This is a genomic window from uncultured Oscillibacter sp. (assembly GCF_950073225.1).
Lineage (GTDB): Bacteria > Bacillota > Clostridia > Oscillospirales > Oscillospiraceae > Oscillibacter.
The window spans coordinates 18,466-38,834 of record NZ_CATMPS010000019.1; the positions used below are offsets into that span (position 1 = coordinate 18,466).

General features: G+C 62.9%; 22 protein-coding genes. 15 read left to right on the forward strand and 7 right to left on the reverse strand.

The window, feature by feature from the left end; all coding sequences use genetic code 11:
- The first annotated feature begins 12 nt into the window (after positions 1–12).
- Positions 13–1,284: a GTPase HflX gene (gene hflX, locus Q1M04_RS10230; RefSeq protein WP_297999842.1), complete on the forward strand. Its 1,272-nt coding sequence runs from the start codon at positions 13–15 to the stop codon at positions 1,282–1,284.
- Here hflX and Q1M04_RS10235 read toward each other — a convergent pair.
- Positions 1,271–1,489: a hypothetical protein gene (locus tag Q1M04_RS10235; protein ID WP_293280671.1), complete on the reverse strand. Its 219-nt coding sequence runs from the start codon at positions 1,487–1,489 to the stop codon at positions 1,271–1,273. The genes hflX and Q1M04_RS10235 overlap by 14 nt on opposite strands.
- Before the next feature lie 83 nt (positions 1,490–1,572).
- Between Q1M04_RS10235 and Q1M04_RS10240 the strand changes: the two genes are divergently transcribed.
- Together Q1M04_RS10240 and Q1M04_RS10245 are read left to right on the forward strand one after the other, a co-directional pair.
- Positions 1,573–1,806 carry a helix-turn-helix domain-containing protein gene (locus Q1M04_RS10240; RefSeq protein WP_297999844.1) on the forward strand — a complete coding sequence of 78 codons (234 nt, stop codon included), beginning with the start codon at positions 1,573–1,575 and terminating at the stop codon, positions 1,804–1,806.
- A 227-nt stretch (positions 1,807–2,033) separates the two neighbouring features.
- Positions 2,034–2,669: a YigZ family protein gene (locus Q1M04_RS10245; RefSeq protein ID WP_297999680.1), complete on the forward strand. Its 636-nt coding sequence runs from the start codon at positions 2,034–2,036 to the stop codon at positions 2,667–2,669.
- Positions 2,670–2,800: 131 nt separating this feature from the next.
- Here Q1M04_RS10245 and Q1M04_RS10250 read toward each other — a convergent pair whose 3' ends face one another.
- The 5 genes from Q1M04_RS10250 to Q1M04_RS10270 form a co-directional block, all read right to left on the reverse strand.
- Entirely contained in the window at positions 2,801–3,877 is a 1,077-nt protein-coding gene (locus tag Q1M04_RS10250) for a glycosyltransferase (protein WP_297999678.1), read from the reverse strand.
- A gap of 183 nt (positions 3,878–4,060) precedes the next feature.
- Positions 4,061–4,663 (reverse strand): TVP38/TMEM64 family protein, encoded by a 603-nt coding sequence (locus tag Q1M04_RS10255; protein ID WP_295757429.1) that lies wholly within the window; start codon positions 4,661–4,663, stop codon positions 4,061–4,063.
- The gene (locus tag Q1M04_RS10260) at positions 4,660–5,832 is read right to left on the reverse strand and encodes a glycosyltransferase family 4 protein (RefSeq protein ID WP_297999677.1); all 1,173 of its coding nucleotides are present in this window, start codon (positions 5,830–5,832) and stop codon (positions 4,660–4,662) included. Before Q1M04_RS10260 ends, Q1M04_RS10255 begins: the two co-directional genes overlap by 4 nt.
- Before the next feature lie 753 nt (positions 5,833–6,585).
- Positions 6,586–8,580 (reverse strand): FtsX-like permease family protein, encoded by a 1,995-nt coding sequence (locus tag Q1M04_RS10265; protein WP_297999674.1) that lies wholly within the window; start codon positions 8,578–8,580, stop codon positions 6,586–6,588.
- The gene (locus tag Q1M04_RS10270) at positions 8,573–9,340 is read right to left on the reverse strand and encodes an ABC transporter ATP-binding protein (RefSeq protein ID WP_204791339.1); all 768 of its coding nucleotides are present in this window, start codon (positions 9,338–9,340) and stop codon (positions 8,573–8,575) included. The genes Q1M04_RS10265 and Q1M04_RS10270 overlap by 8 nt, the downstream gene beginning before the upstream one ends.
- Positions 9,341–9,595: 255 nt before the next feature.
- Here Q1M04_RS10270 and Q1M04_RS10275 point away from each other — a divergent pair, with 255 nt between their 5' ends.
- The 8 genes from Q1M04_RS10275 (at position 9,596) to Q1M04_RS10310 (ending at position 17,170) form a co-directional block, all read left to right on the forward strand.
- On the forward strand, positions 9,596–10,936 hold the full coding sequence (locus Q1M04_RS10275) for a VCBS repeat-containing protein (RefSeq protein ID WP_297999671.1): 1,341 nt from the start codon (positions 9,596–9,598) through the stop codon (positions 10,934–10,936).
- A 29-nt stretch (positions 10,937–10,965) separates the two neighbouring features.
- Positions 10,966–11,655, forward strand: coding sequence for a response regulator transcription factor (locus tag Q1M04_RS10280; RefSeq protein WP_295757425.1), 690 nt, complete (start codon positions 10,966–10,968; stop codon positions 11,653–11,655).
- A 4-nt stretch (positions 11,656–11,659) separates the two neighbouring features.
- Positions 11,660–13,123 (forward strand): cell wall metabolism sensor histidine kinase WalK, encoded by a 1,464-nt coding sequence (locus Q1M04_RS10285; RefSeq protein ID WP_297294022.1) that lies wholly within the window; start codon positions 11,660–11,662, stop codon positions 13,121–13,123.
- 192 nt (positions 13,124–13,315) lie between these two features.
- Positions 13,316–14,290, forward strand: coding sequence for a DUF1385 domain-containing protein (locus tag Q1M04_RS10290; RefSeq protein ID WP_297999669.1), 975 nt, complete (start codon positions 13,316–13,318; stop codon positions 14,288–14,290).
- 14 nt (positions 14,291–14,304) lie between these two features.
- Positions 14,305–15,171 (forward strand): peptide chain release factor N(5)-glutamine methyltransferase, encoded by an 867-nt coding sequence (gene prmC, locus Q1M04_RS10295; RefSeq protein WP_297999667.1) that lies wholly within the window; start codon positions 14,305–14,307, stop codon positions 15,169–15,171.
- An 11-nt stretch (positions 15,172–15,182) separates the two neighbouring features.
- Positions 15,183–15,377, forward strand: a complete 195-nt coding sequence (locus Q1M04_RS10300) for a PspC domain-containing protein (RefSeq protein WP_293280180.1) — start codon at positions 15,183–15,185, stop codon at positions 15,375–15,377.
- Between the two features lie 60 nt (positions 15,378–15,437).
- The gene (recA, locus tag Q1M04_RS10305; RefSeq protein WP_293280182.1) at positions 15,438–16,547 is read left to right on the forward strand and encodes a recombinase RecA; all 1,110 of its coding nucleotides are present in this window, start codon (positions 15,438–15,440) and stop codon (positions 16,545–16,547) included.
- A 2-nt stretch (positions 16,548–16,549) separates the two neighbouring features.
- Positions 16,550–17,170, forward strand: a complete 621-nt coding sequence (locus tag Q1M04_RS10310) for a regulatory protein RecX (RefSeq protein ID WP_297999566.1) — start codon at positions 16,550–16,552, stop codon at positions 17,168–17,170.
- On the opposite strand, the gene Q1M04_RS10315 is transcribed toward Q1M04_RS10310, so the two are convergent.
- The gene (locus tag Q1M04_RS10315; protein ID WP_297999567.1) at positions 17,167–17,415 is read right to left on the reverse strand and encodes a hypothetical protein; all 249 of its coding nucleotides are present in this window, start codon (positions 17,413–17,415) and stop codon (positions 17,167–17,169) included. The two genes, Q1M04_RS10310 and Q1M04_RS10315, sit on opposite strands and share 4 nt — an antisense overlap.
- Positions 17,416–17,489: 74 nt before the next feature.
- On the opposite strand from Q1M04_RS10315, the gene Q1M04_RS10320 reads away from it, so the two are divergent.
- The 4 genes from Q1M04_RS10320 to pgsA all read left to right on the forward strand — a co-directional run bounded on the left by Q1M04_RS10320 (position 17,490) and on the right by pgsA (position 20,316).
- Positions 17,490–17,738 carry a helix-turn-helix domain-containing protein gene (locus tag Q1M04_RS10320; protein WP_295757420.1) on the forward strand — a complete coding sequence of 83 codons (249 nt, stop codon included), beginning with the start codon at positions 17,490–17,492 and terminating at the stop codon, positions 17,736–17,738.
- Positions 17,739–18,137: 399 nt separating this feature from the next.
- The gene (gene rimO / locus Q1M04_RS10325) at positions 18,138–19,460 is read left to right on the forward strand and encodes a 30S ribosomal protein S12 methylthiotransferase RimO (RefSeq protein ID WP_295757419.1); all 1,323 of its coding nucleotides are present in this window, start codon (positions 18,138–18,140) and stop codon (positions 19,458–19,460) included.
- Positions 19,457–19,732 carry a helix-hairpin-helix domain-containing protein gene (locus Q1M04_RS10330; RefSeq protein WP_204789879.1) on the forward strand — a complete coding sequence of 92 codons (276 nt, stop codon included), beginning with the start codon at positions 19,457–19,459 and terminating at the stop codon, positions 19,730–19,732. Before rimO ends, Q1M04_RS10330 begins: the two co-directional genes overlap by 4 nt.
- The gene (pgsA, locus tag Q1M04_RS10335) at positions 19,729–20,316 is read left to right on the forward strand and encodes a CDP-diacylglycerol--glycerol-3-phosphate 3-phosphatidyltransferase (RefSeq protein WP_295757417.1); all 588 of its coding nucleotides are present in this window, start codon (positions 19,729–19,731) and stop codon (positions 20,314–20,316) included. Before Q1M04_RS10330 ends, pgsA begins: the two co-directional genes overlap by 4 nt.
- The last annotated feature ends 53 nt before the right edge of the window (positions 20,317–20,369 follow it).

Here is a 20,369-nt window from a genome sequence, read left to right on the forward strand (position 1 = left end):
TAAGGAAGTACTATGCAAGAGACAGACAAGATTCGAGACAAGGTGGTCCTGGTGGGCTTGAATTCCCCCGTGCTCAAGCGGGACCAGAACGCCGGGGAGGACACGCTGGAAGAGCTCTCCGCCCTGGTGGAGACCGCCGGGGCGGAAACCGTGGGCATGGTCCTCCAGAACCGGAGCTCCCCGGACCCCCGGACCTTCATCGGCGAAGGCAAGTGCGCCGAGGTAAAGCTCTACTGCGAAAACACCGAGGCCACCATGGTCATCTTCGACAACGACCTCTCCCCCTCCCAGCTCCGGGTACTGACGGAGCTGCTGGGGGTCCAGGTGCTGGACCGCTGCGGGCTGATTCTGGACATCTTCGCCCAGCGGGCCCGGACCCGGGAGGGACGGCTCCAGGTGGAGCTGGCCCAGTACCAGTATCTGCTGCCCCGCCTCACGGGCATGTGGACCCACCTGGAGCGCCAGGCGGGCACCAGCGGCAGCGGGCCCATCGGCTCCAAGGGCCCCGGCGAGACTCAGCTGGAAACCGACCGGCGGCACATCCACCGGAAGATTGACAAGCTCCGGGAGGACCTGGAGGACGTGCGCCGGGTACGGAACACCCAGCGCCGCCAGCGGCGGAAAAACGAAATCCCGGTGGTGGCCCTGGTGGGCTATACCAACGCCGGGAAGTCCACGCTGCTCAATCAGCTCACCGGGGCGGGCATCCCCGCCAACAACCGCCTGTTCGACACCCTGGACACCACCAGCCGCCTCCTCCACGTCAGCGACACCACCGACGTGGTGCTCAGCGACACCGTGGGCTTTATCCGCAAGCTCCCCCACCAGCTTGTCGAGGCCTTCAAGGCCACTTTGGAAGAGCTGGAATACGCGGATTTGCTGCTCCACGTCATCGACGTGTCCAGCCCGGACTGGCAGGGCCAGGCCCGTGTGGTGGAGGACCTGATTTTGGAGCTGGGGGCAGGAGAGCTGCCCCGCATCGACGTGTTCAACAAAGCGGACCTGCTGCCCCCGGGGGAGATCATGCCCCACGGGGAGGACATCTGCGCCATCTCCGCCAAGAGCGGCGCGGGGGTGGACAAGCTGCTGGAAATGATTGCCCGGCGGCTGGACAAGGGGTCCCGGCGGGTGACCATTCATCTGCCCTATGATCAGGGGGGGCTTTTGGACCTCCTCTATAAGGAGGCCAAGGTGGAGAAGGTGGAGTACGGGGCGGCCATCGACGTGACGGCGGTGTGCACCCCCCGGACCCTGGGACGGGTGGAGGCGTTTACGGACGGCTGAGGGCCAGGCCCTCCCCGGTGCGCAGGCCCAGGAGGAAGGCTTGGATGGCCGTGAATTCCAGGGCTCTGTCCAGGTCTTCCATTCCGCCGCCATCCAGCTGGCCTTGCAGGAGCTCTATGCGAAGGGCGTAGTCGCTTTCTTTCGTAAGGGTTTCCAGCTGGGGCTTGATGTAGTTGGCGTGGAGCCAGAGCATGAAGTCGGACATATAAACCGCCTTTCAAAAACATAAAATTTAGCGTGTTATAGATAGTATAACACAACGATTATAGCGTGTCAAGAGGGGGAGCCATGATATTTCAAGAAAGACTTCGGGCTTTGCGGAAAGAGCGGAAAGAGACACAGGTGCAGACGGCGGCGGCTCTTGGATTGGTAGATCGCCATTATCAGCGGTTTGAAGCGGGTACAAATCTGCCCAGCTTTCAGAACATCATCGCCCTGGCGGACCATTTCCAGGTCAACGCCGATTACCTGCTGGGCCGGACCGATGTCCGGGAGATGCTGCCGCCCTCTGGGGAGTCTTGAGGAAATCGGGAAGGTATTCTACCAATAGAAGGACAAAAAAACAGGCCCGAAGGGCCAATACTTCTTTTTCTCTTTTGGACCGTGCACGGCCCGTTTTCTCTTTTTCTTCTGGAAGAAAAAGAGAAAATGGGGGGTGCAATGAACCAGCCATCGCTGGTATCCATTCTCCCCCGCCCGCAAGGGCGAGCAAAAACCCTCCCCTGACGGGAAGAAAAGAGGTGCTGCCCATGTCCGGCTACCGGGTTCCCTTCGCGGACACCGAAACCGAATTCACCGAAAAACGCTCCCGCTTCATCACAAACCTCTGGCGGGTGGAGACCGAGGCGGAGGCCCGGGCAAAAATTGAGGAAATCCGCAAGCGGCACTACGATGCCCGGCACCACTGCTGGTGCTACCTCCTCCGGGAGGGCGGCGCGGTCCGCTACTCCGACGACGGCGAGCCCCAGGGCACCGCGGGCCAGCCCATGCTGAACGTCTTCCAGCGCCAGGAGGTCACCAACGTCTGCTGCGTGGTCACCCGGTACTTCGGCGGCGTGCTGCTGGGGGCCGGGGGCCTGACCCGCGCCTATGGCCGGGGGGCCAGGGACGGCCTGGAGGCGGCGGGCACCGCCTGGGTCAGCCTCTGGACCCTCTGGGACGTACCCTGCCCCTACCCGCTTTTGGAGCGGCTGAAGCTGGAAATCGCCGCCCAGGAGGGCGTCCTCCGGGACGCGGACTACGGGGCGGAGGTGACCCTCCACGCCGCCTTTTCCCAGGAGGGGGCGGCGGCCTTCGCCCAGCGGCTGACGGAGCTGTCGGCGGGGAAGCTGGAAATGATCCCGGCGGGAGAGGAGTACTTACCAGGGCCGAGGGAATCGCTTTAGGTGCGTCCGCCCCGGAAATCCGGGGATACGCCGGGCGAAGCGGCGCCGCCGCAACGACACGAACGCCGGAAGGGCCTTCCCTTCCGGCGTTTGCTTTTTCCATCCTCCCGGCTTGGCGGAACCTCCGTTTTTCAGGGGCGCGGGCTGTTGAGGGACCTCGCGTCCGCCGGGAACGCCAGCGTCTGCGGCAGCGCGGCGGGCAGGGGCGGCAGAACCCGCTGCTCCAAATAGATGGCCTTCAGCCGCCGCCCTACTTGTTCCAGGCTCCGGGACTCCGCCGCGGCCCGCCCGGCGGCGGTGAGGTCCGGGAGGCTGCGGTTCAAAAGGCCGGATACGATCTCTTGAAACGCGCTTTCCGACGGCGCTTTGTATACGTTCTTCCCGTGCTCCAGCCAGCCGCCGTAGACGGGAATGTCCCGCAGAACCGTGGGCACACCGCAGGCCAGGGCTTCCAGCACCACGATGCCCTCCGTCTCCTCATGGCTGAGGAAGGCGAACACATCCGCCCCCTGGTAGGCCTCCCGCAGCTCCTCCCGGCCCACGAAGCCGGGGAAGATCACGTTCTCCGGGGCGTTCTCCATGTCCCGGACAATCTCCTGGGGGATGAGCTTGGGATTCGTCCAGCCGAACCAGAGGAATTTTGCCTCCGGGACGTTCCGGGCCAGCTCCAAAAACTCGGGCAGGCCCTTCCGGGCGATCATGTGGCCCACGGAAACCACCACCTTTTCCTCCTCCCCCAGCCCGTACCGGGCCCGGAGGGCGGAGCGGGCGGCGGAGTCCGGCTTAAAAAAGTCCGTGTCCACGCCGTTGGAAATGCTGTACACCGGCTTTTTCAGACCGTAGCCCTCCAGGAGCTTCCGGGAGTACTCCGTGGGGGTCAGCACCACGTCCCCCAGGCCGTAGCAGAAGGTGATCCAGCGCTTGAACAGGGGCGCCAGGGCGTTGGAGCCTTTGAAGGAGGAACGGAAGTCCTCCATGGTGGAGTGGCCGTACCAAACCACCTTCCGCCGCCGGAGCTTGGCCCCCAGGGCGGCCAGCACGGAGTCCGGCAGAATGGTGTTGACGTGGATGGCGGCGGCGTCCGCCGTCCAGCGGTCCGTGGTGGGCACCCCGGAGCGCCGGAGGCACTCCCGCTGGTGCCGGATGGCCTGTCCCACGCCGCTTTTTCCCACCAGTTTTTCCCCGCCTCCGTAAATGTAGATGCGCATACAGCCTCCTTGCCGCAGTGGGTTGCCTCGCTGTGGCCTCCGCGTTTTTCCGGCCCGCGGTCCGCCTGTTTTCCAAATGGTTTTCCCATTTTGGGCGCAGAAATCCAAGCGGACGGGTTGTCCGCTTTTTTTGGCTCCTGTTGAGTTTGACACGAGAACCGTCTATCTATGACGGCAAATTTTTCAAAAGCCGGGGAAGAGCACCTTCCACAGGGCCACCAGCCCCATGCTGTACAGGGCGATGTTAAAGGGCTTTCCCAGGAGGATGATGGCGGTGTACCGCTTCCAGGTCATGGTGGTGGTGCCCGCCAGGTAGCAGAGGAAATCGTCCGGGGCGATGGGCAGGAAGATGGACCAGAAGAAAAGCTTGGCAAAGCGGTCCCGCTTCTCGGTCCACGCGTCGTATTTTTCAATGGTCTTCTCGGAGAACAGCAGATACAGCAGGGGCCGCCCGCAGTTCTTCGCCACGGCGAAGGCCAGGAGGGAGCCGATGCAGATGCCCACGTAGTTATACGTGAATCCCCAGATGGGCCCGAAGAGCACCACTCCCACCAGGCACCCCAGGCCCCCCGGCAGCACGGGCACCACCACCTGCACCGCCTGGAAGACGGTGAACAGCAGCGCCCCGGCAAAGCCCCATTTCGCCACCAGCTCCTGGAGCTTTTCCTGGGAGGTCAAGACCCCCGTCCGCCAGCCCCAGACCGCCACCGCCACGCAGATGGCGAAGCCGATGAGGGACGCCGCCTGAAGGGCCCGCTTTTCAATGGGAACGCTCTGCTGTTTCATGCCGGTATCCTCCGTAACGAGCCGCGCTCGATCTGCTCTAAGTAAATGGACTCTACCCGCTCCGCGAAGCGCTGGGCGGAGTACTCCTCCCCCGTCTCCCGGGCGGCCCGGCACAGGGCCTCCCGCCGCTGGGGATGGGCCAGGAAGTCCTCCAGCCGCTGGCGGAACTCCGCCTCGCCGTGGTACTGCCAGCCGTTCTCCCCGTCCCGGACCACGCCCAGCAGGCAGGGGTCCGCCCGGCAGAGCACCGGCACGCCCGCCGCCAGGGCCTCGGCATAGGTGAGGCCCTGAGTCTCGCTGGTGGAGGCACTGACGAACAGGTCCCCCAATTGATACCAGTCCGCCACCTGCTCCGCCGGGACCATCCCGGCAAACACCACATCCGGGGCGGCCAGGCCCAGGCTCTGGGCCACGCCCTCCAGGCGCTTGCGGTCCGGCCCGTCGCCAACCAGAAGCAGGGTCACGCCCCCCGGGCCCATGTTGGCCCGGAAGCGCAGAAGCTCATCCACCCGCTTCTCCTCGGCAAGCCGCCCCACAAAGACCAGCACGGTCCTCTCCCGGGGAATGTCCAGGCTGGCCCGGAGCACCGCGCCCCGCAGGGGGTCCGGCTCATCCCGGAAGCGCCGCAGGTCGATGCCGGAGGGCACCACGAAGATGGGCTTCTCCACGCCGTAGCCCTGGAGAAGCATCCGCACCTTCCCCGTGGGGGCGATGAGACAGTCCGTGTGGGAGGCGGCCCAGCGGGTGAAGACGGCGGCGGCCTTCTTCCCAAAGCGGACGTTGGGGGAAAAGTAGTGGGTGTAGTCCTCGTACACCGTGTGATAGGTGTGGACCAGGGGAATGTCCAGCTCCTCGGCGATGCGCCGGGCCAGGAAGAAGGTGGAGAACTCGCACTGGGAATGGACCACGTCGGGGCCCCACTCCACGATCTCCCGGACCCACTTCCCCGCCAGGGCCGTCCGCAGCCGGGCGCCGGGATAAATCAGCCCCGCCGCCACGGAGCCCAGGCAGGTCACGCCGTCCTTCCGGCAGGAATGACGGTTCTGGGAGAGGGTCAGCACCCGGACCTCGTGGCCCCGGGCCTCCAGCTCACGGCGGAGATTCTTCACCGAGGTGACCACGCCGTTCACCGCGGGAAGGTACCAGTCGGATGTAATCAGAATTTTCATGTCAGACCTCGCTTCTCATGTCTCAAGTATATTACGGGACAGCCGGGGGGAATTCTTCAAAGGCTTTGAAAAAATTTCCCTCCTGTGTTATTGTACTATCGTATTAGCAATAATAATACAGTTGGTACAGCTTGTCAAGAGGAGACAGAAGATTTTTTCCAAAGCGGAACCCGGTGTGTTATTGGTAAGCATACACCATTTACTGGTAAAGGAAGTTACAAAAGGGGTACAGTTTTGTAATCTCTCGTCATTTTTGCCCCTTTCCGGGGAGAAGAAGAACCGCCCTGTCCCCATTGACAAGGCGGCGAATTTGGGTATAATGAATATAGAAGGGCGCTGTTGCATGGCGATCAGCCCCTACTGTTCAAGCATAGAAATCCTATGTTGACCGTTCGGGAGCCAGCCGAGCGGTCAACACGCTTTTGGGGCTAAGTACGCCAGCAGCAGCAATACCGCCGCCAGCGACACCGTATAGCGCAGGACTTTCATCCAGCGCCCGTTTCCCATCCGCCTCACCCCCTTTCGCAAGGGAGCGGCCAACCGCCTTTTTATGCAGCAGCGTCCTTCTGCATGTCATCATAGCACCGACGCCGTATCTTGTCAAATTCCGGGCCTGCCAGGGGCCCTTTTTCTATGCCCAGCGTAACACAGAAATGTGTCCAGAGTCTTTCTGAAATCTAACGGTTTCGACAGATTAAAACCAGGCCCCGCCGGAGGGCTTATCCTGACCGGCGGGGTCTGAAAAGAGAGGGCTCAGCTGTTTGCGCCCACCAGGCGGCTGTAGGCCCGGGCCGTCCAGGCGAAGACCAGGGCGTAGATCAGGCAGAACACCGCCAGGGTTCCCGCCGTGCAGAGGACGAAGAGCTTCCCGTCGTGGAGGTTGAACAGCTCCAACATTCTGGAGAGCATGGGGAAGGCCATGAACACATGGAGCGCCGCCGCCCCCAGGGGCAGAAAGAACACCAGCAGGATCTGGCTGTGGATGGAGGCGTTGATCTCCTTTTCGCTCATGCCCACCTGACGGAGGATTAAAAAGCGGCGCTGGTCCTCGCAGCCCTCGGAGATCTGCTTATAGTAGATGATAAGGACGGTAGCCAGCAGGAAGAGGAGCCCCAGGAAGACCCCCAGGAACAGGAACCCGCCGTACATGGCGTAGAACTCCTGGGCATTGTCCTGCTTGCTGGTGAAGCTCACGCCGCCGTCCCGCTTGCTCAGCTCGAACACAAGCCGCTCCGTCTGGGCCAGCTTTTCCTCATAATCCTCCCCCGCCAGATTCATCTGAACCCGGAACTGCCGGGCGCTGCGGGAGGTATCCAGGTCCATGAGCGCCTCCGCCGTCTCCCGGTCCGCCACCACCAGGAACAGCGACGATTCCTCAGAGCCCAGCAGCGTGTTGGTCGCGTGGCGGATGACCTCCGTGATTTCCTCCCGGATGTGGAAGGACAGGCCCGCCTCGCCAAAGTTCGCGGAGACGGTAAAGTCCGACGGGAAATCCGCCGGGCCCTTCGAACAGGCCAGCACCTCGTCCGGAGCCAGAATGACGTTCTTTCCGGTGAGGCGGCTGTAGTCCTCCGCCGTCACCACCTCCAACTCCGCCCGCAGGCAGTTCTGATCCAGGTTCAGGGAAATCTCACTGCCCCGAACGCCGCAGTAGACCCAATAGCGGGTGTAGTACCGGGAATCGGTAAAGCCCCCGGAGGCGTTGGCGGCAGCCTCCACCTCCCGCAAGCGGTCCATAGGGTCCCCCGGCTGGTTTTCCAGGTCCTGGAGGAATTCGATGTCATAAGGGTACATCTCATTCAGGGAGTTCTCCAGGCCGATGTTCATGGCGATGGTGGTGGAGACCGTCACCAGCACCATGGTGGAGAGGATGCAGATGCTGGCCAGGCCCACGGCGTTCTGCTTCATCCGGTAGAGAAGGCCGGAGACGGCGGTGAAATGCCGGGTCTGGTAGTAAAATTTCGGGTTGGCCCGGAGGCGCTTTAAAATGGCGATGGACCCGGCGGTGAACAGACAGTACGTGCCAATGATGACCAGGAACACCGCCCCGAAAAAGAACAGCATGGCCTCAATGGGGTTCTGGGTGGCGATGGCGATGAAGTATCCGCCTCCCAGGGTCAGCACCCCCAGGATAACCAGCAGCCATTTCGTTTTCGGCTCCCGCTCCCCGGCGGAGGCGCTGTGGAGCAGGTCCACCGGCTTGGCCCGGCTGACGCTCCAAAGATTTCGCGCAAGGGTGAACAGGAACAGCGCGCCGAAGAGCGCCGCGGTTTCCCAAATGCCCCGGGTGGAAATTTCCATGCCGAACTGGGCGGGGACGCGGGCCAGCTTTAAAAGGAGCAGGATGACCGCCTTGGAAAACAGGATGCCCAGGAGAAGGCCCCCCGCCAGGGTGACGGCGGCGCAGAACACGGTCTCCCAGAAGCACATCCGGGCGATGTGCCTCTTTTCCAGCCCTAAGATGTTGTAGAGCCCCAGCTCCCGCTGGCGGCGCTTCATGACAAAGCTGTTGGCGTAGAGCAGGATTACCGCCGCCAGGCCCGCCGCCACGAAGCAGCCCACCCCGGCGAAGCTCTTGAGGTACATGGCCCCCCGGACACTGTCCAGCCCCTCGTTATAGGCCAGAAACAGCAAAATGTAGTACATAGCCGCCGTCACCACGCAGGAGAGGAGGTAGGGGCCGTAAAACCGCCCGTTTCTGGCCAGATTCACCAGGGCCAGGCGGGGGAAGAAGCCGGACTTACGCACGGGGCTCACCGCCTTGCGTCAGCACCGTCAGGGTGTCGGAGATCTTGGCGAACTGGGCCTCGGCGCTCTGGGTCCCTCGGTAGAGCTGGTGGTAGACCTGCCCGTCCCGGAGGAAGAGCACCCGCCCGGCGTGGCTGGCGGCCTTCACGGAGTGGGTGACCATGAGGATGGTCTGGCCCCCTTTGTTAATTTCTCCGAAGAGCTCCAGCAGGTTGTCGGCGGCCCGGGAGTCCAGCGCCCCGGTGGGCTCGTCGGCCAGGACGATCTGGGGGTCCGTGATGAGGGCCCGGGCCACGGCGCAGCGCTGCTTCTGCCCGCCGGAAACCTCGTAGGGGTACTTGGGCAGAATACCGGCGATGCCCAGCTGCTCCGCGATGGGCTGGATTTTCTTTTTCATGTCCCGGTAGTCCTTCCCCGCCAGGACCAGGGGCAGGAAGATGTTGTCCTGAAGGGAGAAGGTGTCCAGGAGGTTGAAGTCCTGGAACACGAAGCCCAGGTGGGAGCGGCGGAAAGCCGCCAGATCCCGCTCCCGGATGTCGGAGAGGGCCTTTCCATTGAGGAAGACCTCCCCGGCGGTGGGGCGGTCCAGGGCCGCCAGAATATTTAATAAGGTGGTCTTGCCGGAGCCGGACTCGCCCATGATGGCCACGTACTCCCCGGACTCCACGGAGAAATTCACATCCGCCAGGGCGGTGACCTGATTGCCGCCGAAGCGGGTGGTGTAAATTTTTTGCAGGTGCTGTACTTCCAGTAAAGGCATATCGGATTCCTCCTCTTGGGTGATGGCCTTATTGTAACAGGCTTGGGGCCGGGATGCCATGGATTTGCCTTACAGTTTTGGGTGCGTGTCTTACAATTTTGTAAGATACGGGCCGGACGGGAAAAAATCCGGGGCAAAATCAAGTTAAGAAACACTACCCAAACGGGGGAAAACGTGGTATGATAAGATATTAGAGTTTTCAGGTCCCTGCCAAGGGACTTCAAATCCGCTTCAAGCGGCAAGGGAGGCGGCGGAATGGCAAAAAAAATACAGGCCCTGGCGGCGGCGCTGCTGCTGTCTTTGTCCCTGGGCGGCTGCGGCGGGTTCAACTTCGAGTTCAACCCCGAGGAGCTTTACGCCCTGCCGGAGCTGCCCGCCAAGTACACGGAGCTGAACGCCCGGCTCAACGCCATTTTGGAGGACGGCGCCGAGTACGCCGCCCCCACGTCCGGGGCCAACATCCAGCCCGTGCAGCTGACGGACCTGGACGGCGACGGGCAGCAGGAGGCCGTCGCCTTCTTCCGCAAGGCGGAGGACGAAAAGCCCTTGAAAATCTATATCTTCTCTGCCAAGGAGGACAGCTATGAGCAGTCCGCCGTCATCGAGGGCAGCGGCGCGTCCGTCTACAGCGTGGTCTACACGGACCTGGACGGAGACGGGCGGACGGAGATCATCGTGGGCTGGCGGGTCAACGCCGAGCTCCAGGCCCTCTCGGTTTACGCTCTGGACGCCGCCGGGCCCCAGGAGCTGCTGCGCAGCGTCAGCTATGTCCGCTACGCCAGCATCGACCTGGACGGCGACGGCCTCCGGGAGCTGGTGGTCCTCCACGCCGACGAGGAGGGGGACGGCGTGGCCGACTGCTACGACTGGCGGAAGGGGGCCCTGGCGCCCCAGTCCCCGGCCCGCATCTCCGTCACCATGGCGGAGCTGAGCCAGCAGGGCCGCCTGACCACCGGGACCTTGAAGGGCGGCACGCCGGCCCTCTTCGTCACCGGGGTGACGGAACAATCCGGCGCGGTCACCGACATCCTGGCCCTGCGGAACGGGGAGCTGACCAACATCGTCCTCTCCGAGGCCACCGGGGTTTCCGGGGAGATTGCCCCCTTCTACGGCCTCTATCCCATGGACATCAACGGCGACGGCTGGACGGAGGTCCCCGCCCCCTCCTCCTCCGACGGCGCGCCCCCCTTCCACCGGATCGATTGGCGGGCCTTCGGCCTGGACGGCGCGGGGGAGGCGGCGGCCTCCACCTACCACTGCGTAGAGGACGGCTGGTACCTCCAGCTGCCTGAGGCCTGGGTGGGCCGGGTGGAAACGGAGCGCAGCGGCGTGGGCGGCGACGCCAGCGTCACCTTCTACATGCTGAACGAGGAGGGCGTCCGGGACGCGGCCATTCTGCGCATCACCGCCCTCACCGGCACGGGCCGGGAGATCCGGGCCGCCCGGGGAAGCCGCTTCCCCCTCAGCCGCCAGTCCGACGTGATTTACACCGCCGAGCTGCCGGAGATCCCGCCCTGGGATCAGGCCATGACGGCGGAGGAGGTCCGGGGGGCCTTCAGCCTCATCGCCCGGGAGTGGATACCCGGGGACAACTGAGGCGCATACTGTTGAAAGGAACGGACGCCATGAAGAAAGTGTTGGTTTTAGAGGACGAGGCCAGCATCCGCGGCTTTATCGTCATCAACCTCCGCCGGGCCGGCTACGACGTCATTGAGGCCGAGAGCGGCGAGGAGGCCCTGGAACGCCTCCACGAGAACCCGGACGCCCGGGTGGCTTTGCTGGACATCATGCTGCCGGGCATCGACGGCTTCGAGGTCTGCCGCCGCATCCGGGCCACCAACAGCCGGATCGGCATCATCATGCTCACCGCCCGGTCCCAGGAGATGGACAAGGTGACGGGCCTCATGACCGGGGCCGACGACTACGTGACCAAGCCCTTCTCCCCGGCGGAGCTCACCGCCCGGGTGGATGCTCTGGTCCGCCGCTCCGGCGGAGAGGAGCCCCCCCAGGTCACCGGAGAGCTGAGCCAGCCCCCCTTCCTGCTGAACACCCGGAACCGGACCCTGGAAAAAAACGGCCAGCGGATCAAGCTGACCCAGGTGGAGTATTCCATCATGCGGGTCTTTATGGAAAACCCCGGCAAGGCCCTCTCCCGGGAGGAAATTCTGGACATGGTGTGGGGCCGGGACTACTTTGGGGAGCTGAAAATCGTGGACGTGAACATCCGCCGCCTCCGGCTGAAAATCGAGGACAATGTCCAGAACCCCGCCTATATCACCACGGTCTGGGGCTACGGCTACAAGTGGGGGCTGTGACGGTATGGAAGAACAGGTGATGGAAAAGGAGCAGCGGTGGAAATCCCTCCGCCTGCGGGGCCTGCGGCAGCGTTGGATTTTCAACTCCATCCTCCCCATCGGGACCCTGCTGGTGCTGGTGGTGACGCTGTTCTCCGCGGGCGTTTCCAACTACTACTACGGCACCATGCAAAAGGGCCTGGAAACCCGGGCCCAGGCCCTGGCCAACTCCTTCAACGAATACTTTATGGACAATGGCTTTTCCAGCTATTATCAAAAGGCCGTCCAGTCCGCCGAGAGCTTCGAGGATAAAAACCGCATCGAGCTCCAGTTCATCGGCTCCAGCGGGCGCATCCAGGTTTCCACCTCCGGGCTGACGGCGGGGACCTACCCGGGTACCGACGACATCCTTCAGGTCCTCCAGGAAAACAAGATGACCCCCACGCCCTACCAGGGCCGGGACCTGGAGACGGGGGAGGAAATCCTGGCCGTGTCCTGTCCCCTGACCGTCAACGGCCGGGTGGTGGGCGTCATGCGGCTGGTGACCTCCCTGCGGTCCGTGGATCAGCAGGTGATGTTCGTGGTCCTGGCGATTTTCCTCATCGCCCTGGTGTGCATGCTGCTGGTGGTGTTTTCCAACCTCCTCTTTATCAACAACGTGGTGGAGCCTGTGGCGGTGGTGACGGAGGCGGCCAAGCGCATCTCCGCCGGAAGCTACGGCACCCGGATCGAAAACAAGTACTCCGACGAGCTGGGGGAGCTGGTGGACAACATCAACGACATGTCCCTGAAAATCAGCCAGAATGAAAAAATGAAAAGCGAGTTTATCTCCTCCGTCTCCCACGAGCTCCGAACCCCCCTCACCGCCATCAACGGCTGGGGGGAAACCATTCTGGACGACGGCCTCACCGACGACCCCGAGCAGCTCCGCCGGGGCATCCGGGTCATCGTCAACGAGTCCAGGCGCCTGTCCACCATGGTGGAGGAGCTGCTGGACTTCTCCAAGATGGAGGACGGGCGCTTCACCCTCCAAATCGAGGACGTGGACCTCCAGGCGGAGCTGGAGGACGCCATCTTCACCTATCAGGAGCTTTTCCGCCAGGACGGCATCGCCCTGGAGTACCACCCCGGCGACGGGGACCTGCTGCCCCTTATCCAGGGGGATTCGGAGCGCCTGAAGCAGGTTTTCTGCAACGTATTGGACAACGCCGCCAAGCACGGCGGGGCGGGCAGGCGGATCACCGCCTCCGTGAACCAGGAGGGCGGGCACCAGGTGGTCCGCATCCGGGACTACGGCCCCGGCATCCCGGAGGAGGAGTTGCCCTTCGTGAAGCAGAAATTCTATAAGGGCACCTCCCGGGCCCGGGGCAGCGGCATCGGCCTGGCGGTCTGCGACGAGATCATCGGCCTCCACGGCGGGACCTTCTCCATCGGCAACGCTGACGGCGGCGGGGCGGTGGTGACGATCAAACTGCCGGTCCGGGCTTAAAGAGGGGACTTCGTCCCCCCTTTAGATTCCCCCCACCAGTCTGCGGACTGGTGACGCCGCCCAAGGCGGCTGGAGTATCGGAATTTTTGCGACGCGCATGTCGTCGCAAAAATAATTTTAAATCAAACGGAAGTTTGATTTTTCCGCGAACCTATGTTAGACTCTATACCAACCCAACAGAAAGGAAACTTCATGGCAGAAGAAAACAAATCCTGCGCCTTCCGCACCAGCATCGGCGGACAGGCGCTTATCGAAGGCATTTTGATGCGGGGCCCGGAGAAACAGGCCATCGTGGTCCGGGACCAGGAGGGGAAGCTGGTGGAAAAGGTGGAGCCCCTGCGCTTCATCAAGGACCGCTACCCCATTCTGGGCTTCCCCCTGATTCGGGGGACGGTGAACTTCCTGGACTCCATGGTCAATGGCGTGAAGGCCCTGATGTACTCCGCCGACTTCTACCCCGAGGAGGAAGCGGCAAAGCCCTCCAAGTTCGAGCTGTGGCTGGAAAAGCACCTCTCCAGCAAAAAGCTGGAAAGCGCCGTGGTGGCCCTGGCGGTGGTGCTGGGGGTAGGCATGTCCGTCTTCCTCTTCATGGTCCTGCCCACCCTGCTCACCGGGGGCATCCTGCATTTCTTCCCCGGCTTCCCCTTCTGGGGGCGGAATCTGGTGGAGGGGCTTTTGAAGGTGATCATCTTCATGGCCTACCTGATTCTCTGCTCCCGGCAGAAGGACATCTACCGGGTCTTCCAGTACCACGGGGCGGAGCACAAGACCATCTTCTGCTATGAGGCGGGCCTGCCCCTGACGGTGGAAAACGTCCGGGTCCAGCCCCGGCACCATCCCCGGTGCGGCACCAGCTTCCTGTTTGTGGTCATCTGCGTGTCCATCATTTTCTCCAGCATCTTCTTCGGCATCTGGCCCATCACCAACGCCTGGCTGCGGACGGCGGTGCATCTTCTCCTGCTGCCCCTGGTGGTGGGGGTGACCTACGAGTTTAACCGCTGGGTGGGGCGGCACGTTCAGGAAAGCCTCCTGGCGAAGATCCTGACGGCTCCGGGCCTGTGGATGCAGAATTTCACCACCAACGAGCCGGACGACGGCATGATCGAGTGCGCCATCCGGTCCCTGGAATTGGTATTACCCTCCGAAAAAGGAAAAGACACATGGTAAAGGGGTGAGTTCCCTTGGCGATAACCTATAATGACCTGTACTTGGACGTTCGCCAGCGGCTCCGGGAGAGCGGCGTGGAGGCGTCCACCCTGGAAGCCCGGGAGCTGGTGTGCTTCGGCACCGGCAAGAGCCGGGAGGAGCTCCAGCGGGACAGCCGCCTCTACGCCTCCCCGGAGCGGGAGGCCCAGGTCCGGCGGCTGGTGGAGCGGCGCATGGCCGGGGAGCCGGTGGCCTACCTCATCGGCGAGTGGGAGTTCTACGGCCTCCCCCTGGACATTTCCCAGGACGTGCTCATCCCCCGGACGGACACCGAGGTGCTGGCCGAACAGGCCATCGCCTACATACAGACGCTGGGGGAGTGCCGGGTGCTGGACCTCTGCGCCGGCAGCGGCTGCGTGGGCCTGGCCATCGCCTCCCAGGCGCCCCAGGCCCGGGTGGTGCTGGGGGAAATCGACGACAGCGCCTTAAAAATCTGCCGCCAGAACATCCGGCGGAACAGCCTCTCCTCGCGGGTCATGCCCATTCAGATGGACGCCCGGGAAAAGCCCGCCCGCTCCCTGGGGGAGTTCCAGTGCATTGTCAGCAACCCGCCCTACATCCCCACGGGGGACATCGCCGGGCTGGAAGCCTCCGTCCGGGACTACGAGCCCCATATGGCCCTGGACGGCGGGGCGGACGGCATGGACTTCTACCGCTCCATTGCGGAACAGTGGAAGGAGGCCCTGACCCCCGGCGGGCGGATCTACTTTGAGGTGGGCATCGGCCAGGCGGACGCGGTGCTCCGGCTGATGCGGAGCCATGGCTTCGGGGATCTGCAAATCATCAAGGATCATCACAAAATTCCCAGAGTGGTGCTGGGCACCCTCTGCCAGGAGATTTAAGGAGGAGCGTCATGGAAAAGAGACTGTACAAAATCAACCGGGGCAAGATGGTGGACGGCGTGTGCGGCGGCATCGCCGAATACTTCGGGCTGGACCCCACGCTGGTGCGGCTGGCCTGGATCATCTTCTCCGCCATGGGCTGCAGCGGCATCATCGCCTACATCCTCTGCGCCGCCATCTTCCCCCGGGAGCCGGAGGAATTCTGATTTGTGTTTTTAGAAAGCATTTCATAAATTATCTATATATCTGTTCGGGAGGAAATCAGCATGGCAAAGGATAAAGCGCCCCTGCCCACCGCAGCTCCGGCGGCGGACAAGAAAAAAGCCATCGACAGCGCCATGAGCCAAATTGAAAAAATGTACGGCAAGGGCTCCATTATGCGCCTGGGGGACCGGACGGCCCTGAATGTGGAGGTCATCCCCACAGGCTCCCTGGCCTTGGACGTGGCTCTTGGCATCGGCGGGCTCCCCAAGGGGCGCATCATCGAGATCTACGGGCCGGAGTCCTCCGGCAAGACCACCCTGGCCCTCCATGTGGTGGCCGAGGCCCAGAAGCAGGGAGGCGAGGTGGCCTTCGTGGACGCGGAGCACGCTCTGGACCCCACCTATGCCCACGCTCTGGGGGTAAAGGTGGAGGACATGCTGATCTCCCAGCCGGACACCGGCGAACAGGCCCTGGAAATTACGGAGGCCCTGGTGCGCTCCGGGGCCATTGACGTCATTGTAGTGGACAGCGTGGCGGCCCTGGTGCCCCGGGCGGAGATTGAGGGCGAGATGGGCGACAGCTACGTGGGCCTCCACGCCCGGCTGATGAGCCAGGCCCTGCGGAAGCTGACGGGCGCCATCGGCAAAACCAACACCATCGTCATTTTCATCAACCAGCTCCGGGAAAAGGTGGGCGTTATGTATGGCAACCCGGAGGTCACCACCGGCGGCCGGGCGCTGAAGTTCTACGCCTCCGTCCGCATCGACGTGCGGCGGATCGAGGCCATCAAAAACGGCAGTGAGCTCATCGGCAACCGGACCCGGGCCAAGGTGGTAAAGAACAAAATGGCGCCCCCCTTCCGGGAGGCGGAGTTCGACATCATGTACGGCGAGGGCATCGTCCGGGAAAGCGAGCTCATCGACCTGGGCGTGAAGCTGGATCTGGTGCAGAAGGCGGGCTCCTGGTTCTCCATGGGCGAAACCCGCATCGGCCAGGGCCGGGAAGCGGCGAAGAAGTACCTCCAGGAAAACCCGGAGATCCGGGACCAGCTGGAGGCGGACATCCGCAAGAACTTCGACAAGCTCATGAGCAACCAGGCCCGGGCCGCCGCCAAGGCCGCCGGGCGGGCCGTGGACGTCAGCGCCGACGACTTCGACGACTCCGGCAACTGACCATGCGGGTAGAGCGAGTAGAGGCGTCGAAGCATAAAAAAGGCCGCGTCCTGGTCTTCCTGGGGGACGGGGCCTGTCTGAAAATCACGGAGCAGGAGCTGCTGGACTTCGGCCTCCGCTCCGGGGACGAGCTGGACGAGGAAACCCTGAGGCGGCTGAAGGAGGCCGCCGGAGTCTCCAACACTCGGGCGGCGGCGGCGGATCTCATCGGCAAGCGGGCCATGAGCCGCCGGGATCTGGAGCGGAAGCTCCAGGAGAAGGGGGCCAGCGAGACGGAGGCCCGCTACGCCGCCGAGTGGCTGGAGGCCATCGGGGCTCTGAACGACGCGGAATACGCCGCCGCCCTGGTCCGGCACTATTCCCGGCTGGGCTACGGCCCCGCCCGGGTGCGGGAGAAGCTCTATGAAAAAGGCGTCCCCCGGGAGCTGTGGGAGGGCGCGCTGGAGGAGCTTCCCGCCGACGGCGGGCAGGTGGACGCGTTTCTCCGAAGCAAGCTCCGGGGCCGCCCGCCGGACGAGAAGGAAAAGCGGCGGCTGACCAATGCGCTGCTGCGCCGGGGCTTCCCCTGGGGGGAGGTTAAGGCCGCCTGGAGGCGGCTGGGGGAGGAAATGCAAGAGGATTAAAAATCTTCTAACAGCTGTACCATGAGCTGTGCGCCAAAACGGACGCCGCTATGAAAAGCCGCGTCCCGCTGTTCCAGGGCCAAGGCCTGTATTTCATGCTGGAAATCGTCAGCCGCCTTTGGCTCCAGCGCGTTCAGCCGGCGCAGAATGTGCTCCTCTGCAATCGTATGGGGCGCTTCCATGGGCATCTTGCCCCGCAGGCTGGTGAGGTCACCATATTGAAGTGCCGTCAAGATATCAAACATAATTGCATCCTCCTATTCAGCATACCTTTAAGTAGTATTATAATCCTACTTAAAGGTATAGTCAAGAGGTTTTTATGAAAACAGTCATTTTATTGAAAGACAGGGTTTATCAACTTCGGAAAGCGGAGGGTCTTACCCAGCATCAATTGGGGGAGATTTTAGGGCTTACAAGTAAATCCATCAGCATGCTGGAAAGTGGTGGGCGCAGTACTACCATTGACAAGCTGGTAATTCTGGCGGAGCATTTCCATGTCTCCACAGACTATTTAGTAGGCATTACCGACGACCCCACATGGCGAGGGGACCCTGAAGGAATGGCCTGACCAGGGGGTCAGGCCCCACAGGGTGGTCTATCGATAGAAAGGCAGTCCCGGAAAAAGGCGGATATCCACCCCCTACCACCAGATTAGCGGCAGCGAAAAGAGGAGCTGGTCCATTCGACAACCACCAAAACCCCCGCTCAGACTACGCCGCGGGCAGAAGACATGCGTACCCGGAGGAAGCACCTCTTGCGCGACTCCCGTCCCACGTCCCCCCGCAGGGGCGATCCTTCTTTTTCTCTTTTGGACCGTGCACGGCCCGTTTTCTCTTTTTCTTCTGGAAGAAAAAGAGAAAATGGGGGGTGCAATGAACCAGCCATCATCATGGCTGAAATCCCCCTCGCCCGCAAGGGCCGGAAAAAACCCCTCCCCCCTGGCAGGGGGGAAGCAAAGGAGGCCCCCATGCCCTATAAGGTATACTTCCTCTCCCTTGGCTGCGCCAAAAACCAAGTGAACTGCGAGCAGATGATGTCCCTGGTCCAGGCCGCAGGCCATGAGATCGCCCCCTCCCCCGCCGGGGCCGACGCAGCGGTGGTAAACACCTGCGGCTTCCTGGCCTCCGCCTGTGAGGAGGCCATTGACCACATCCTGGAGCTGGCGGAGCTGAAACAGGCCGGAAGCCTGAAAAAGATTCTGGTCACCGGCTGCATGGCCCAGCGCTACAAAAAGGACGTGCTGGAGGAGCTGCCGGAAATCGACGGCATCCTGGGTACCGGCAGCTATGGCGACATTGTCCGGGCCATTTCCGAGGTCATGGAAGCCGGCCTCCGGCCCTGCCATCTGGGGAACATCCACACCGCCCCCCAAAACGGCCCCCGCATCCTCTCCACACCCCCCTGGTATGCCTATCTCCGCATCGCCGAGGGCTGTGACAACCACTGCGCCTACTGCGTCATCCCCTCCCTCCGGGGCAAGTACCGCAGCCGCCCCATGGCGGAGCTGCTGGACGAGGCGGCGGAGCTCAGCTCTGCCGGGGTCAAGGAGCTGCTGGTCATTGCCCAGGACATCACCCGCTACGGCACGGATTTAAACGGCGAGCACCAGCTGGCCGCCCTGCTCCGGGAGCTTGCCGGGCTGGACTTCCACTGGATACGCCTCCACTACCTCTACCCCGACGAGATTACGGAGGAGCTCATCGACACCATCGCCTCGGAGCCGAAGATCCTCCCCTACCTGGATATCCCCATCCAGCACTGCAACGACGGCATTTTAAAGGCCATGAACCGCCGGGACACCAAAGAGTCCATCCGGGCGCTGTTCCGCACCCTTCGCCGGCGCATCCCCGGCCTGGTCCTCCGGACCAGCCTCATCGCCGGGCTTCCGGGAGAGGGAGAGGCGGAGTTCGGGGAGCTGTGTGAATTTCTCCGGGAACAGAAAATCGAGCGGGCCGGGGTGTTTCCCTTCTCCCCGGAGGACGGAACCCGGGCGGCGAAGATGGAGCATGTGGACGCGGAGGAAGCCGCCCGCCGGGCGGAGATCGCCGTGGACGTGCAGTCCGACGTCATCGACGCTTACAACGAGTCCATCCTGGGAGAGGAGCGGGAAGTCCTCTGCGAGGGCTTTGACGGCCAGGCCCAGCTGTTCTATGGCCGAAGCTACGCCGAGTCTCCGGAGATCGACGGGCGCATCTGGTTCTCCGCCGGGGAGGAGCCGGAGCCGGGAGACTTCGTCACCGTCCGCCTCACCGGGGTGATGGACGGCGAGCTCACCGGAGAGCGGGTATGAAAAGCCCCCTGAGGGAAATCCCCGGCGTGGGGGCCCGCATCGCCGCCGTCATGGAGGCCCTGGGAATCCGGGAGGTCTCGGACCTCCGGGGCCGGGACCCGGAGGAGCTGTATCTGAAAGAATGCCTGATGAAGGGTTACCAGGAAGACCGCTGCGCCCTGTACGTCTGGCGGGCGGCGGTGTATTACGCGGACCACGAAACCAGGGACCCGGAGAAGCTGAAATGGTGGTACTGGAAGGACAAACCCTATCCGGAGAAGGAGGACCTATGAATCTGCCCAATAAACTGACCATGCTCCGCATCATCCTGACGCCCATTTTCCTGGCGGTGCTGTACTGGGGCTTCCCCGGCGCGGACTATGCGGCCCTGGCAATTTTCATCATCGCCAGCCTGACGGATATGCTGGACGGGAAAATCGCCCGGAAGTACAACCTGGTCACGGACTTCGGCAAGTTCGCCGACCCTCTGGCGGACAAGATTCTGGTGGTGGCGGCCATGCTGTGGTTTGTGGAGTGCGGGCGGATGCCCGCCTGGATGGTGATGATTGTGATCACCCGGGAGTTTGCCGTCAGCGGACTCAGGATGATTGCCTCAGACAACGGGCGGGTGATTGCCGCCGGGTGGTCCGGGAAGGTGAAAACAGCCTCCACCATGGTGTGTATCGTGGTGATGCTGGCTCTGGGGCCTCAGATTGAGGCAGCTCGGATGCAGATGCATTTGTCGTCCCAGTTCCCCGCCCCGCGTCCCCCGATCCTGTGGGTGGACATTATCTGCGGCTGGGTCATTACCTTGACGACTCTGTACTCTGGGGTGGAATACTTCGTGAAGAACAAGGACGTGATCCGCTCGGCTTGAGCAGTACGCAAAAAAGCCCCGCTGTCTCTCGACAGCGGGGCTTTTCATATCGC

Bases quoted from the DNA above. Each gene is read 5' to 3' on its own strand.
- hflX (WP_297999842.1), top strand. From the start codon at position 13: ATGCAAGAGACAGACAAGATTCGAGACAAGGTGGTCCTGGTGGGCTTG.
- Q1M04_RS10235 (WP_293280671.1), bottom strand. From the start codon at position 1,489: ATGTCCGACTTCATGCTCTGGCTCCACGCCAACTACATCAAGCCCCAG.
- Q1M04_RS10240 (WP_297999844.1), top strand. From the start codon at position 1,573: ATGATATTTCAAGAAAGACTTCGGGCTTTGCGGAAAGAGCGGAAAGAG.
- Q1M04_RS10245 (WP_297999680.1), top strand. From the start codon at position 2,034: ATGTCCGGCTACCGGGTTCCCTTCGCGGACACCGAAACCGAATTCACC.
- Q1M04_RS10250 (WP_297999678.1), bottom strand. From the start codon at position 3,877: ATGCGCATCTACATTTACGGAGGCGGGGAAAAACTGGTGGGAAAAAGC.
- Q1M04_RS10255 (WP_295757429.1), bottom strand. From the start codon at position 4,663: ATGAAACAGCAGAGCGTTCCCATTGAAAAGCGGGCCCTTCAGGCGGCG.
- Q1M04_RS10260 (WP_297999677.1), bottom strand. From the start codon at position 5,832: ATGAAAATTCTGATTACATCCGACTGGTACCTTCCCGCGGTGAACGGC.
- Q1M04_RS10270 (WP_204791339.1), bottom strand. From the start codon at position 9,340: ATGCCTTTACTGGAAGTACAGCACCTGCAAAAAATTTACACCACCCGC.
- Q1M04_RS10275 (WP_297999671.1), top strand. From the start codon at position 9,596: ATGGCAAAAAAAATACAGGCCCTGGCGGCGGCGCTGCTGCTGTCTTTG.
- Q1M04_RS10280 (WP_295757425.1), top strand. From the start codon at position 10,966: ATGAAGAAAGTGTTGGTTTTAGAGGACGAGGCCAGCATCCGCGGCTTT.
- Q1M04_RS10285 (WP_297294022.1), top strand. From the start codon at position 11,660: ATGGAAGAACAGGTGATGGAAAAGGAGCAGCGGTGGAAATCCCTCCGC.
- Q1M04_RS10290 (WP_297999669.1), top strand. From the start codon at position 13,316: ATGGCAGAAGAAAACAAATCCTGCGCCTTCCGCACCAGCATCGGCGGA.
- Q1M04_RS10300 (WP_293280180.1), top strand. From the start codon at position 15,183: ATGGAAAAGAGACTGTACAAAATCAACCGGGGCAAGATGGTGGACGGC.
- recA (WP_293280182.1), top strand. From the start codon at position 15,438: ATGGCAAAGGATAAAGCGCCCCTGCCCACCGCAGCTCCGGCGGCGGAC.
- Q1M04_RS10310 (WP_297999566.1), top strand. From the start codon at position 16,550: ATGCGGGTAGAGCGAGTAGAGGCGTCGAAGCATAAAAAAGGCCGCGTC.
- Q1M04_RS10315 (WP_297999567.1), bottom strand. From the start codon at position 17,415: ATGTTTGATATCTTGACGGCACTTCAATATGGTGACCTCACCAGCCTG.
- Q1M04_RS10320 (WP_295757420.1), top strand. From the start codon at position 17,490: ATGAAAACAGTCATTTTATTGAAAGACAGGGTTTATCAACTTCGGAAA.
- rimO (WP_295757419.1), top strand. From the start codon at position 18,138: ATGCCCTATAAGGTATACTTCCTCTCCCTTGGCTGCGCCAAAAACCAA.
- Q1M04_RS10330 (WP_204789879.1), top strand. From the start codon at position 19,457: ATGAAAAGCCCCCTGAGGGAAATCCCCGGCGTGGGGGCCCGCATCGCC.
- pgsA (WP_295757417.1), top strand. From the start codon at position 19,729: ATGAATCTGCCCAATAAACTGACCATGCTCCGCATCATCCTGACGCCC.